We start from the raw sequence: 14,323 nt of genomic DNA, 5'->3' as shown, positions 1-14,323 counted from the left end.
AATAATATGTACCCATTTAAATTAGTTGTCATCGACTTAGAAACAACAGGAAATTCTCCGAAAAAAGGAGAAAAAATCATTCAACTATCAGCGGTCATCATAGAAGGCGGAAAAATCATTGATCAATTTACGTCCTTCGTTTCACCTGGAAAACCCATTCCTGCGTTTATTGAGGAATTAACGGGGATCAATGATGACATGGTGAAAAACGCTCCAGCCTTTCATGAAATTGCACCGAAAATCCTTGAACTATTGGACCATGGTATTTTTGTAGCACATAACGTTCAATTTGACCTTTCATTTCTTCAAGCAGAACTGGAAGAAGCGGGATACAACCCATTCACGGGACCTGCCTTTGATACCGTGGAGCTCGCTAAGGTGGCTTTGCCATCTGCGGACAGCTTTAAACTAACGGAGCTCTCCAATTCTTTGAAGTTGAGTCATGTAAGACCTCACCAAGCTGACAGTGATGCTTACGTGACAGCTGAAATACTCCTATACTTTATTGAAAAACTTTCACATCTCCCTTTGGTCACCCTTGAAAAGCTTTACAAGCTTTCGAGACACTTAAAAAGTGACCTTGATTTGTTGTTTGACAGCATCGTGACCGAGAAACAAAGGCATGTTGAGGATCTTTCGGAAGAATTAGAGGTGTATCGGGGGATTGCCCTGAGAAAGAAGAATCATTCCTCGAGTGATGATCCCGAAGAGAGTACTCATTTTTATGAACCCGATTTTGAGGAGCATCTTGCGAATGAAGTACCTTTCTACGAAAAAAGAGAGCAACAGCTGGAGATGATGAACGAGATCTCCGATGCTTTTCGTGGATCTCATCATGTCGTCATCGAAGCAGGGACCGGGGTTGGTAAGTCACTTGGTTACTTATGGCCAGCCGTCATGTTTAGTAAGCGTGCCCATGAAAAGGTGGTTATCAGTACATTTACCATTCAGTTACAGGAGCAATTGCTTCATAAAGAAATTAAGTTATTAGAGAAGATCTGCCCTGTCCCATTCAAGACCGTTCTCTTAAAAGGAAAGAACCATTACATAAATCTTTTTAAATTCGAGCAGGCTCTCAGGGAAGATGAGTCTCAATACGATGTTGTCCTGACAAAGATGCAGATTCTTGTTTGGCTGACACGAACCGAGTCCGGGGACATGGATGAATTGAATCTCACTTCAGGGGGACAATTGTTCTGGAATCGCTTAAAACACGATGGATGGCATCTTACAGAGACGAAAGATCCGTGGATTGGGAAGGATTTTTATCTATCTGCGAGAAAGAAGGCACAGGAAGCAGATATCATCATTACCAATCACTCTATGCTCTTAACGGATATGGTAAGGGAAAGCAGCATGCTGCCTGCTTATGATTATTTAGTGATTGATGAAGCACATCATCTGGAAAAGTCAGCAAGGCAGCATCTTGGGGTAGTCATGGATTACCTCTCCATTAAGTTTAGCACCTCACAATTGGGGACATTGGACCAAAAACAGCTATTTTACCGGCTGGACCAGCTCCTCTCCAGTCATTCGGTTGATTCGAATATACATCCATTCGAACTGGATGCAAAAATTACACAGTTTTATATGGATTTGGAAGAAGCAATTTCTGTTTTAACCAGCGTATTCTATAAGAAGGCCAAAAAGAGGACAGGAATACAAAAAATCCAGCTTCGCATTACAGAAGAAATGAAAAAGAGCAGTTACTGGCAGCCCATCATCATGTCGATGGAACGAGTGATTTCAGGAATGAACATTGTAGAAAGGGAATTTCAACAGATACTGGATACCATCAAGGAAAAGAAAATCAAACTCCTTGATAAAGAGAAGGCACTGATTGAAGAATTTTATAGCTTTTTAGTGGATTGGACAGAATTGAAGGCGAATTTTCAAACAGTGTTCTTAAAGGAAATGAACAATCACGTTCTATGGCTGGATGGGGACACGAGATCACTTCCAAACAGTCTATCGATCCAGGCTCAGCCTATTACCGTCGACCGAAACCTCCAGGACGAGATTTTTGCTAAGAAGAAAAGTGTGGTGCTGACATCTGCCACTTTGACCGTCAGCGGATCATTCAACTATTTCTTAAATGAGATAGGACTTATTGACCAGGGTGTGAAAAAGCTCCAGCTTTCCTCACCTTTTGACTATCATGAGGTTTCCAGACTTTTTGTACCGACGGATGTACCTGAGATCCAGCAGGTCCATAACGAAGAATATATTGAAGCCATCAGCTCCCATTTAATAGGGGTGGCACAGGCGACTAAGGGCAGGATGCTCATTCTATTCACATCCTATGATATGTTGAGAAAAACATATGAGCTCATGAAAGAAAGTGGGTTATTGGAAGAATATGTGTTGATGGCCCAGGGAATCACTTCGGGTAGTCGTACCCGGTTGACAAAAAATTTTCAACGCTTTGATAAGGCGATTCTTTTCGGTACGAGCAGTTTCTGGGAAGGGGTGGACATCCCTGGAGAGGATTTGTCCTGCCTTGCCATGGTGAGACTCCCATTTTCGCCGCCTGATGAGCCGGTCAATCAGGCAAAATCAGATATACTGAAAGCAGAGGGAAAGAATCCTTTTTCTTCACATTCTTTACCTGAAGCCATCATTCGCTTCAAGCAAGGAGTGGGAAGGCTGATCAGAAGAAGCAGCGATAGGGGTGTCGTCATTGTGTACGACCGCAGAATCATGACCACAAGGTATGGAAAAGCGTTCTTGCAATCCATCCCTTCCATGGAAGTCAAAGAAGGCGACCTGTATGATTTGGTTTCATGGATCGAAGACTGGCTCTAAAACAGCATGAACTTCAGTGATAAAATCTTCTCTTTAACACAACCTAAAGATGAGATGTTAAACTGGAGGATTGTAAATGAGAGTGATTCTATCGGTAGTGCTGTCGTCTCTCTTGGTATGTTCAAATGCCTATGGAATGAAAGTGCCTAAAGTGGATTTACGTGTATCCCAAGAGGAGTATGCAATCAGCTTCCTCCCGGTTCAAATAGGAGAGGTAGCAGTGCTGCATTTAGCTTCGGGGAATCATTATTTGGTCAACACAGGATCCTTTAAGGAACGAAATCAGCTTTATTATTACTTTAATCAAATGCATATTAACAACATAAAGGGCTTGATCATCACTGAAAAAAGTGAAGTGGATAGTGTAATGATTGCTGAACTAGTGAAAAAATTCGGCATAGAAGAGATAGTCGTAGGAAAATCACTAGAGCCGTCCATGCCGAAGCAAGTTTCCGGAATCATTCATACCATTCAGGAGGAGGAATCCTATACATTTTCAGATGATTTAGTGATGAGGGCTGTCCATGAGGGGAATGAGAGAAGGGAAGGCCTGGACTTTTCCATCACGTTTTTTCACCATCATTTTCTATGGTTGAGCTCTCAATCATCACATTCTGAAGAGGTGCTAATGAGTAAACCACTAAAGAATGTCAATATTGTAAAGATCCCTGTCCATTCTAAATCAGAAAGCATTTCTCATCGCCTTCTGGAGCATGTCGATCCTCAAACTGCCATCCTTTACCGGTCTAAAGAAAGACTTCTTAATGGGGATATGCTTGAGGCGATCAACGAAGCGTGGATTGATCTTTATTTAACAGGTCAACATGGGCTGATTTCAGTGAAGTTTAACAAGAGAAATTACGAAGTGCTTACCTTTGATCAAGAAGATGTGCTTAAGGATGAAGGGTAGACGGACGGGAGGCTGATATTTCAGGCCCCCCGTTACATTTTCCAATCGTTTTTATCCTACCCCCTACCATGGTGGCCACTAATGTTGTTATAATATGTGTAGAGTTTTTTACTTTTAATAGGGTAATGGATAAAAGGAGGAGCAACATGGAAAGTCGAATCGAAATTCTTTCCACCGTTCGTATTGAATATACGGATAATTTATATAAAGTGGTTGATACACTAAATAGAACGTTAAAAAAAGATGATTATATGTTTGGTTTAGCTTTAGATCCGGAAGATCAAAATCAGGCAGTTCTAACAATTTATCGTACATAAAGAGTGATTGTAATGAAAAAATGGATAACCATAATCGTAATATCGTTCATCGTCATTGGCGTAACCGCATCCGTCCTATTGTATAAAGTTTCAAGGGGTCCCTTAGACCAACAGAGAGATCAAGCCCTGAACAGGGTGGAAGACGAAACGGCCATAGTGAAAGTAGAGAATACGAGCTTTTATAATGGCTCAAAATCCTATGTTGTCGTAACGGGAGAGAATGAGCAACAGGAAAAGTTGGTCGCTTGGATCCCCAATAAAAAAGGAAAAATAATTGAAAAAAAATGGGCGGATGGTATTACAAAAGATCAGGCGATCAATAAACTGAATGATGAAAAGAAACCGAAAGAATTACTGTCTGTCCGTTTAGGGTATGAATCCGTCGGTCCAGTATGGGAATTAACCTACTTAGATCAGCAAGACAATTTAAATTATTATTATCTGCTGTTCTCTACAGGGGAATGGTGGAGAAAAATCGAAAATCTATGATCAGGGGGAACACGTCAATGAAATTCACGTTAGCAGATAGAGTCAGTGCATTAACACCATCAACGACTTTGGCCATCACGGCTAAAGCGAAGGAAATGAAGGCACAAGGGATTGATGTCATCGGATTGGGTGCTGGTGAACCTGACTTTAATACACCTGAGCATATCATCCAGGCTGCCTATGAGTCCATGACGGAAGGGCACACAAAATATACTCCATCCGGTGGAATGGCGAAGCTGAAAGAGGCTATCATCCATAAATTCGAAACAGATCAAAAGCTGACTTACAAACCTTCAGAAATCATCGTGACAAGCGGTGCGAAACATGCCCTTTATACATTGTTTCAGGTCCTACTAAACGAAGGTGATGAAGTCGTCATCCCCACTCCATACTGGGTCAGTTACCCAGAGCAAGTGAAGCTTGCCGGTGGTGCCCCGGTGATTGTGGAAGGGAAAGAAGAGAATGAATACAAAATCACACCACAACAGCTGGAAAAATCGATCACTTCAAAAACCAAAGCAGTCATTCTCAACACGCCAAGTAACCCTACAGGTATGCTTTATTCCCGTGAAGAGCTGCAGGCTATCGGGGATGTTTGCTTAGAAAAGGGTATCCTGATTGTGTCAGATGAAATTTATGAAAAACTGGTTTATGGAGGAAATACGCATACTTCCATTGCAGAATTGTCACCAGAACTGAAGGAGCAAACAATCATCATTAACGGAGTATCAAAATCTCACTCCATGACGGGTTGGAGAATTGGATATGCAGCAGGAAATGAATCGGTCATCAAGGCCATGACCAATCTTGCCAGTCATTCCACCTCTAATCCTACTACGACTTCACAATATGGTGCCGTTGCTGCGTATTTAGGAAGTCAGCAGCCGGTTGAGGATATGAGAAGTTCTTTCGAAGAACGACTAAACATCGTGTTCGATAAGCTGAACGATATTCCTGGATTCCATTGCTTGAAGCCTCAAGGAGCTTTCTATCTTTTCCCTAATGTAGTAGAAGCGGCAAAGAAAACAGGCTACAAGAATGTCGATGAATTTACGGGTGCCTTATTGGAAGAGGCAAAGGTAGCGGTCATACCGGGATCAGGCTTCGGGTCGGAAAACAATATCCGTCTTTCTTATGCCACAAGCCTCGACAGCCTGGAAAAAGCAATCGGGCGTATGCATGAGTTCGTTGTAAATAACAGCAAATAATCAAAGGGTTGCAGACCGTAAGGCGGTCTGCTTTTTCCTTAAAACCATCCTATCTATTGCGACAGGATTATGGTAAATGTATAATAAAGAACGATACATAAGCGTTTTAGTTTTTTTGGAGGGAAAAATCGTGAAAACTACTATATCTCAAGTAAGTAAGTTCGTTGGAGAAGAAGTAACCATCGGAGCATGGTTAGCCAACAAACGTTCAAGTGGAAAAATTGCTTTTCTTCAGCTTCGTGACGGTACTGGATTCATCCAGGGGGTTGTCGTCAAAAGTGAAGTCGAAGAAGAGATCTTTCAAAAAGCAAAATCATTAACTCAAGAAACGTCCTTATATGTGACAGGAACAGTTTCTGAAGATTCACGTTCTCCGTTCGGATACGAACTTCAGGTGAAGAATGTGGAAGTCATCCATGAAGCTGTGGATTATCCTATTACGCCAAAAGAACACGGAACAGAATTCCTGATGGACCATCGTCACCTTTGGCTACGATCACGCAAACAGCATGCTGTGATGAAAGTCCGTAATGAAATCATCCGCGCAACCTATGAATTCTTTAACCAGGAAGGGTTTGTGAAGGTAGATCCACCGATTCTTACTGGAAGCGCACCAGAAGGAACGACAGAGTTATTTGCTACTAAGTATTTCGAAGAAGATGCTTATCTTTCCCAGAGTGGTCAGCTTTATATGGAAGCGGCAGCCATGGCTTTAGGAAAAGTATTCTCTTTCGGACCAACATTCAGAGCTGAAAAGTCGAAAACCCGTCGTCATTTAATCGAATTTTGGATGATTGAGCCTGAGATGGCCTTCTATGATTTCAAAGATAATCTGGAAGTTCAGGAACAATACGTTTCATACATCGTTCAATCCGTTTTGAAAAATTGCAAGCTCGAGTTAGACCGATTAGGCAGGGATACATCTAAATTAGAGCAAATCAAAGCGCCATTCCCACGCATCACATATGATGATGCATTAAAGCTACTGCATGAAAAAGGTTTTGATGATATCGAGTGGGGCGATGATTTCGGTGCACCTCATGAGACTGCCATTGCAGAAAGCTATGACAAGCCAGTATTCATCACACATTATCCGACTACTCTCAAGCCTTTCTACATGCAGCCGGATCCGGATCGTGATGATGTGGTATTATGTGCTGACTTAATTGCTCCTGAAGGATATGGAGAAATCATAGGCGGCTCAGAACGTATCCACGATGCAGAATTGATGAAGCAGCGCATTGAAGAGCACGAGTTGGCGACAGATGCGTACAAGTGGTACCTTGAATTAAGAGAATATGGATCTGTTCCTCATTCAGGATTCGGTCTCGGACTTGAAAGAACAGTAGCCTGGATCAGCGGAGTCGAACACGTAAGGGAAACCATCCCATTCCCGCGTTTATTGAATCGTTTGTATCCATAATAAACCAAAACTGAGAGCTGGCAGGATTGTTTAAGCAATCCTCGCCAGTTCTTTTGTTTTTTCCATCTTTCTTCTAATCCGTAACCATGTCCACATATATTGAATCATGATATACTAAAGAGTGAGGTGTACTGAATATGGATTATAAACGTTTAATGGTGTCCTGGATAGAAGAGGGGACACTGAACATCCCGCAATTATTATTATCAAATTACCATACACTGGGTTTGAATGAATCAGAATTTGTATTACTATTGCATATTTACGGCCATTTGGAAAAGGGCAACTATTTTCCGACTCCGGAAGAACTTTCACGCCCGATGAGCATTTCCGGTGAATATTGTTCATCCTTATTAAGAAAACTCATTCAACAGCAATTTTTATCGATAGAAGAAGGGTCATCTGTAGATGGTATTCTCTTTGAGAAGTACTCCCTGAACCCACTTTGGGAAAAAATGGCGGAATTCGTCATACAAGATTCCAAGATGAAACAAATGCAGCAATCCATGGAAGAAGAAGCGGATATCTACACGACTTTTGAACAAGAATTCGGCCGACCCCTTTCTCCGTTGGAATGCGAAACCCTTGCTATGTGGCTGGATCAGGATGATCACAATGCAACCATCATCAAAGCCGCACTGAGGGAAGCGGTCATTTCAGGTAAACTGAATTTCAGATACATTGACAGGATTCTATTTGAATGGAAGAAAAATGGTGTCAAAACCATTGAAGATGCAAGAAGTCAAAGTCAACGCTTCAGGTCCCATCAGAAGCCTGCTGCTTCAAATGAACCAGCATCTTCTCCCAAACGAAAATCAGTACCATTTTACAATTGGCTTGAGCAATAGACGACGAATGGGGACTGACTCTCAGATGCTTGGGGGTTGGTCCCTTTACATTGATACATATCATTCCTTTGTAGGAGGTAGTAAAAGACATGTTAAATAAAAAACAAATACATATATGCCTGGATGAAATGAGAGAAATGTTTCCAGATGCACATTGCGAGCTTCGCCACGACAATCCTTTCGAGCTTGTCATTGCGGTACTTCTATCGGCACAGTGTACGGATGTCCTGGTAAATAAGGTAACAGAAGGCTTATTCAAAAAATATAAGAAACCTGAAGATTATATCTTGGTCACATTGGAAGAACTTCAACAAGATATTCGATCCATCGGCTTATATAGGAACAAAGCAAAAAATATCCGCAAATTGTGTGAGATCCTCCTTACTGAGCACGGGGGAGAGGTACCCAGAAGTCATGAAGAATTGGTGAAGCTACCGGGTGTGGGAAGGAAGACGGCGAACGTAGTTGTTTCAGTCGCCTTTGGTGAGCCTGCTTTAGCTGTTGATACACATGTTGAAAGGGTAAGTAAAAGGCTAGGGATCTGCAGGTGGAAAGACAGCGTGTTGGAAGTGGAAAAGACATTAATGAAGAAAATTCCACGGGAGGAATGGTCCGAAACACATCACCGACTCATTTTCTTCGGAAGGTATCATTGTAAAGCACAATCCCCTCAATGCGAAGTTTGTCCCTTAGTAGACCTGTGTAGGGAAGGACAAAAAAGATTGAAGAAAAAGGGTCACATATGAGCGAAACGGTTTTTAACATCCCAACTGAACTGAAAGACCCTTTTTTCTTTTCCGATGAAAAAATCAGAATGCATGTTGTTGAAATTGAACCATGTAATCCATTGTTCGCATTTGAGCTGCTTCATTACAATGGGGTGAAAGCACATTCCATACCTTGGTTGATACAAGGAATATGGATAAAAGACATCATCGGGGCTTGGAAAGAAGAAGAGAACCATCTTAAAACGTTATTTAAAAGCCGGTCAAAAGATGCATTACAGTCAATGAAGAAAGGTATCGGGATGTTTTATATGCTTTTGTTTTGGAGCAATAAACAACCTGTAAACCTTCAGGGGTGGAGATCTTCAGTTGAAGGTCTTTCCGTAAAGCCTATCAATACCGTAGAAAGATTGAGCTTCATCATGGATAATCCGGCACTCTACCATTCCTATATCCAACTGGCTCAACTTTTTGAGGAACAACAGAAACAGTTTGCCAAGTATCAGGCATTGAATCAATCAGCAAAAAAATAAGGCAATGAGAGACTTCTCTCATTGCCTTATTTTTATATTTTTCTATTGAGTGGCTGGTGTACCTGTGCCATCCCCGGTGCCGGTCCCAGCACCGGTTCCGTCTCCGCTACCAGTGTCTCCGGTGCCATCTCCGGTTCCACCATCCCCGGTGCCAGTGTCACCACCAGTTCCTCCGTCTCCGGTTCCGTCTCCTTCAGGAGGAGTGGTGGTGCCATCATTTCCTCCTGTATTACCATCATTTCCGGAGTTATCTTCATTTCCGTTGTCCTGACCGTTGCCGTTACCGTTACCTTGGTCGTTTCCATTACCTTGACCATTTCCGTTGTTATTTTCGTTGTCATCTTCTGAATCCTTTTTATCCGCTTTTACATCTACATTCACGGATGCAGGGTTACTTCGTTGATCACCCGAAATGGCTACAACTTCGAAAGTGAAGGTGCCTTCGGATTGAATGTTTTCAACATTTAACCCTTTTTTATCGGTCGTCGTCAGTACTTGTTTCCCTTCACCATTGATGGATACGGAAACTTCGAACTGTACGTCTTTGTCTTTACCGTAGTCCCATGCAAGGGTGATGGTTTTATCCTTCTTATTGAATTTACCCTTCAGTTTGGAAGGAGCATCAATTTTATCGTATTCCTTGGAAACCTTGGAAGGTTCCGTTCCTCGTACAAACAGCTCAGTGATGATTCTGTCATCAGGCGTATAATCACTAGGCAGCCTTGCCGGGTCGCTTCCAATCTCCACTTTGGACTCTACTACGCTGTCAGGCTTGTTAAAGTCAGGTGTATCAACATCATCATGAATATAACTCATCAGATCACTGACGATGTATTGAGCGACATGGCGATCGGTAGGTGAAAGCGGGATGGATTGTGTCTTATATCCAGTCCAAACGGCGGCCGTATAATTTGTTGTATATCCAACAAACCATGAATCAGGCGCGCCAGATTTAGCGATACCGTATTTGTCGCGTTCTTTTTGAGAATAGTTGGTCGTACCTGATTTCCCTGCCATCTTAAGTCCAGGAACTTTAGCATATTTACCAGTCCCCTGGGGATGATCGATGACGCTCTTGAGCATATCGGAAATCATATAAGCCGTATATTCCTTCATTGCAGGCTTAGGTTTATTATCATTTTTGATTTCTGTTTCACCGTCACGAAGGACTACTTTCGTGACAGTATGCGGTTTATTATAAACCCCTTCATTACCGAAGGCAGCATATGCACCTGCCATTTGGAGCGTATTTACTCCAGGGGATACCCCTCCGATAGATGCTGATTCATAGTAATGATCAAACTTCAGTCCCAGTCCGTTGACGAAATCTGCTGCTTTCTCAGCACCGACTGCCTGGAAGGCTTTGAGTGCTGTAATATTCCGGGAATCCCACAGTCCTTCTCGAATTGTGATTGGTCCTTTAAACTGTCCGTCATAGTTATTAATTTCAGTACCGTTTGAGTATTCATAAGGTTCGTCTTTTAAAATATGGTACGTAGACCATTTTAAATGTTCAATAGCAGGAGCATAATCAAGTAAAGGCTTTATGGTTGATCCCGGCTGACGCTTGGAGTCAATGGCAAAATTGAATCCACGCTTCACATTAGGATCTTGTTCCCTTCCACCACCGATCGCCCGTACTTCACCTGTTTTCGTATCAAGGAGTGTTACTCCGGCCTGCATCGGTTCTTCTGCAGCTTCAGGGTAACTAAAGCTGATGTTTTCCCCTGCTAGTATTTCTTCCAAACGCTTTTGGGCATTCGGGTCGACTGTCGTATATACTTTTAATCCATCAGAGTAAAGGTTATAGTCTCCCATTTTTTGTACTTCATCAATGACGGCATCCACGAACGCAGGATACTTTTCCTGTTTTTTTGCTTCTAAATCTTCTTCAGATATCAAGCCTTCAGTAATCGGGATTGCCTGAGCTTCTTTCTTTTCTTTTTCGGTAATCTTACCATGTTGTGCCATTAGAGAAAGAACGATATTTCTTCTCTTCTCAGCACTTTCAGGATGTTTGAAGGGGTTATAATTGTTTGGACTTTGTGGCAATCCGGCAATTAAAGCCGCTTCATTCAGTTTGATGTCTTTAATGTCTTTCCCATAGTAATAATCCGCTGCTGTCGCCATACCGTTGATTCCGCCGGACATATATACCTTATTAAAGTACATCTCAAATATTTCTTCCTTGGTATATTCCTGCTCGAGCTTCAAGGCGAGCCATGCTTCCTGGGCTTTTCTCTTAAGGGTTTTTTCTGGACTCAAGAAGGACCCCTTGATGACCTGCTGAGTGATCGTAGAAGCACCCTCTGAACCGAAACCGCCTGTCACATTGGCGATGACGGCCCCGCCTAAACGGATAAGGTCAAGACCGTTATGTTTATAGAAACGATTATCCTCCGTTGCAATGACTGCGTCCTGCATGACTTGAGGAATATCATCGAAGTTGGCGTACTCACGATTTTCTTTTCCTACAGAGGTGATTAGGTCTCCGTTCATATCATAAATTTCGGATGCAATCGGATCTTTTAGTAATTTTTCATCAAGCTTTGGGGCACTGGATGCATAATAGGCGAATAACCCTGCACCGGCAAGCATCCCGATGATCCCTATGATAAATAATGATATAATGACGCGCTTAACCAAAGAGCCTTTTTTCTTGCCCTTATTGGATTTAGACTTCTGTTGGGCCAGGCGTTTTTCTTCCCTTGACTTATATTGACCAGCCATATTGTTTCCTCACTTTCAATCTTCTGTGTTTTTAGTATTGTCTAAGATTAAAAATATACTACTCATAATGAGATAAAATATAGATTAACGCATTTTTCTTAAACTAAAAATATAACTGATGGACTATTTTTAAATAATCGACCCTGGGATGCAGGCCTAGTGGAATGGAAAAACCTTTCTCTTCCATTTCCTCCCTTTTGATCGATTTTCTCCCTCCAGCGACCATGCGGTCCCAATAATTCCGCAGTGCCTCGTAGGGGAGTAAGAACACCTCATCTGAAACTGAAAACCTAATTAGTACAAATGTGATCCCTTCCTGTTTATGGACGGTTTCCATATGATGAATCTGGTGCTCATGAAAGTTTTGAAGAGGGAAGGACGTCTTGTTTTTCGTTTCCTTCGCTTCAAAATCAATATATCTTCCTTTGTAGACTCCGTTATAGTCTGTCGTTGACGGCTGCTTAAAATACGCTTCTTTAATGACAGCGGCACTCCTTGATGGATAATGGACATCGACGATTTGCACAGGTGTCGGCTTTTTATGAATAACCGCTTTATGAAACGTCAAATAATATTGATTCGTTTCATTGATATCTTCTTCCAGTGTCATCCCTCTGTTGCTATACGATAGTTGTTTCGGTTTTGCCTTTGTTTTTTTTGAGGGTAGTGTAGCTTCCACATATTTCTTTCCATTGGGATAATGGAATTTCATGGTAATTCACCTCGCAGACTAATCTATATCATAACAGAAACCACTCCATTTTGTGTGAATAATTGTTTACAAATCTCCTCATTCTAGTGTTAATGGAGAAAGGGGGAAAAAGAGATGAAAAAATTCGGCAATACTTATCGCTTTTTACCCTATATACCTGAACCTAAACGTAAATATGAATGGATAGAAGAAGTTAATCAACTTGTAAATAGATACAATCAAGATAATATAACGCGAACGGAAGCTTATCAAACATTCTATCTTTTGCATCCTGAGATAAAGTGGTCGTTCCTGGCTTCTATGGTTTCACGCAATGCTGGATGGAATATGACGGATTTGAAGGGGGATATCTTCCCAAAGATTTTATGTGTGGATACATGCCATCTCCTTTTTATGACATATGAGAGAGCGAATTGGAGTATTTTTCAGGATGCCTTTCCACAACTCCTTCTCTATCACTATTCGACGATCTATAAGAAGAAAATGTTTCACTTGTTCAAGGACTTTCATATCTCAAAGTTTATGGAAGGGGAATGGAACAGGTTTTGGGAAGAGAAAGATGAGAAGAGATTGGTTCAGTCGCTCATCATTAATGAGCAGCATCTTATACAAGGGCCGGTCATCGAGCAGGACCTCTATAAGAGAAAGGTGTTCGGCACAGGTCTTTTCTTTTTAGAAGATCACTTGCATTTCAGTTCCGTACTATTCCCTATGTTACACGGAGAGCTTTATGGAGCAAGCGTACACGGTTTTCGTAAGGTTGTGAATAGAATCAAGCTGGGTAATATCTTATTCGAGATTTTATTTCATCCTGATTATCATCGTTATTTCCTTGAATTTGCTCTAAACGTTAAACCTACTGGTTCGAGGGTAGATTATGAGACATATTGCCGAGGTGTAGAGGGTACGAAAACACCATATTTAGAACAAGCCTACCGTGTGATCTCACACGATTGGAAAGAACACGATGATTGGTCCAGGAACGTAAAGATCAAAGAAGACTGGTACTATCATCAACCACTACCGGATGATATCATTTTGACGGACTGGTATCTGAATAAGCAAAGACAGCTGAGGAAATTGGCAGTTTTAAAAGAAGCCTGTAAATGGATATTGCCGGGAAGAAAGGAAAAAAAGAAGCGGACATAGTTCAAAAATGTCCGCTTCTTTTTTTTAATAATGGTCTGAACGAGCCGCCTCCGCTTTTGAGTAGTCCAGCTCCGGCGGCTAGACCCTCGAGGTCATAAGATAAATGGACCAAGAAGGCAAAGAGCGCCTTCCCGGCCCATTCATCTTATGCTTGTCGGGTCTGATCAAGCCGCCTCCGCTTTGTTATGTCGCTGGTTTGTTTTCGCCTTCTAGTTTAGGGTTTCCTTTTGATGCTTTGGTTTGGGCTGGTTGTTGTTTGGTTTGTTTATTTTTTTGATTTTTCATTATAAACACCTCCACCCTTAGTATTTTGAGTTTTTGTTTCTTTTTATTCAGGGGGGACTGTCGAAACATCATTGGGTGAATGTCCGTTTTGCACTTTCTTTGACGAAACGCTTCTAGTTTTGTCAGGGGGGGAGGGAAAGGAATAAGGACGGAGAATTACTGTATTAATCCAAAAAAAAGGTGGGAGAA

12 protein-coding genes are annotated in these 14,323 nt (G+C 41.8%); 10 read left to right on the top strand and 2 right to left on the bottom strand.

The annotated features are described in order from the left end of the window. Window positions 1-6: 6 nt before the first annotated feature. The 9 genes from dinG (at window position 7) to ACIGG7_RS21635 (ending at window position 9,258) form a co-directional block, all read left to right on the top strand. Entirely contained in the window at window positions 7-2,805 is a 2,799-nt protein-coding gene (gene dinG, locus ACIGG7_RS21675; protein ID WP_397551013.1) for an ATP-dependent DNA helicase DinG, read from the top strand. A gap of 76 nt (window positions 2,806-2,881) precedes the next feature. Then, window positions 2,882-3,715, top strand: coding sequence for a hypothetical protein (locus ACIGG7_RS21670; protein WP_397551012.1), 834 nt, complete (start codon window positions 2,882-2,884; stop codon window positions 3,713-3,715). Between the two features lie 146 nt (window positions 3,716-3,861). Further along, window positions 3,862-4,032, top strand: coding sequence for a YpmA family protein (locus ACIGG7_RS21665; RefSeq protein WP_082051082.1), 171 nt, complete (start codon window positions 3,862-3,864; stop codon window positions 4,030-4,032). Window positions 4,033-4,044: 12 nt separating this feature from the next. Next, a complete protein-coding gene (locus tag ACIGG7_RS21660; protein WP_224940404.1) occupies window positions 4,045-4,521 on the top strand; it encodes a cell wall elongation regulator TseB-like domain-containing protein in 477 nt (158 codons plus the stop codon). 17 nt (window positions 4,522-4,538) lie between these two features. Continuing rightward, window positions 4,539-5,729, top strand: a complete 1,191-nt coding sequence (locus ACIGG7_RS21655; RefSeq protein ID WP_397551011.1) for a pyridoxal phosphate-dependent aminotransferase — start codon at window positions 4,539-4,541, stop codon at window positions 5,727-5,729. A gap of 130 nt (window positions 5,730-5,859) precedes the next feature. Continuing rightward, a complete protein-coding gene (asnS, locus tag ACIGG7_RS21650) occupies window positions 5,860-7,152 on the top strand; it encodes an asparagine--tRNA ligase (protein ID WP_224940406.1) in 1,293 nt (430 codons plus the stop codon). Window positions 7,153-7,289: 137 nt separating this feature from the next. Further along, window positions 7,290-8,000: a DnaD domain-containing protein gene (locus ACIGG7_RS21645; protein ID WP_397551010.1), complete on the top strand. Its 711-nt coding sequence runs from the start codon at window positions 7,290-7,292 to the stop codon at window positions 7,998-8,000. Window positions 8,001-8,089: 89 nt separating this feature from the next. Then, entirely contained in the window at window positions 8,090-8,746 is a 657-nt protein-coding gene (gene nth, locus ACIGG7_RS21640) for an endonuclease III (protein WP_224940408.1), read from the top strand. Further along, on the top strand, window positions 8,743-9,258 hold the full coding sequence (locus tag ACIGG7_RS21635) for a YpoC family protein (protein ID WP_397551009.1): 516 nt from the start codon (window positions 8,743-8,745) through the stop codon (window positions 9,256-9,258). Before nth ends, ACIGG7_RS21635 begins: the two co-directional genes overlap by 4 nt. Window positions 9,259-9,300: 42 nt before the next feature. On the opposite strand, the gene ACIGG7_RS21630 is transcribed toward ACIGG7_RS21635, so the two are convergent. Then, entirely contained in the window at window positions 9,301-11,988 is a 2,688-nt protein-coding gene (locus ACIGG7_RS21630; protein WP_397551008.1) for a transglycosylase domain-containing protein, read from the bottom strand. 103 nt (window positions 11,989-12,091) lie between these two features. Further along, window positions 12,092-12,700 (bottom strand): Holliday junction resolvase RecU, encoded by a 609-nt coding sequence (gene recU, locus ACIGG7_RS21625; RefSeq protein ID WP_397551007.1) that lies wholly within the window; start codon window positions 12,698-12,700, stop codon window positions 12,092-12,094. 114 nt (window positions 12,701-12,814) lie between these two features. On the opposite strand from recU, the gene ACIGG7_RS21620 reads away from it, so the two are divergent. After that, a complete protein-coding gene (locus ACIGG7_RS21620; protein WP_224940412.1) occupies window positions 12,815-13,849 on the top strand; it encodes a DUF2515 family protein in 1,035 nt (344 codons plus the stop codon). Window positions 13,850-14,323 lie beyond the last annotated feature (474 nt).

The organism is Rossellomorea sp. NPDC077527 (assembly GCF_044542955.1).
GTDB classification, from domain to species: domain Bacteria; phylum Bacillota; class Bacilli; order Bacillales; family Bacillaceae_B; genus Rossellomorea; species Rossellomorea aquimaris_E.
This window is presented reverse-complemented; position numbering and strand designations above follow the sequence as displayed.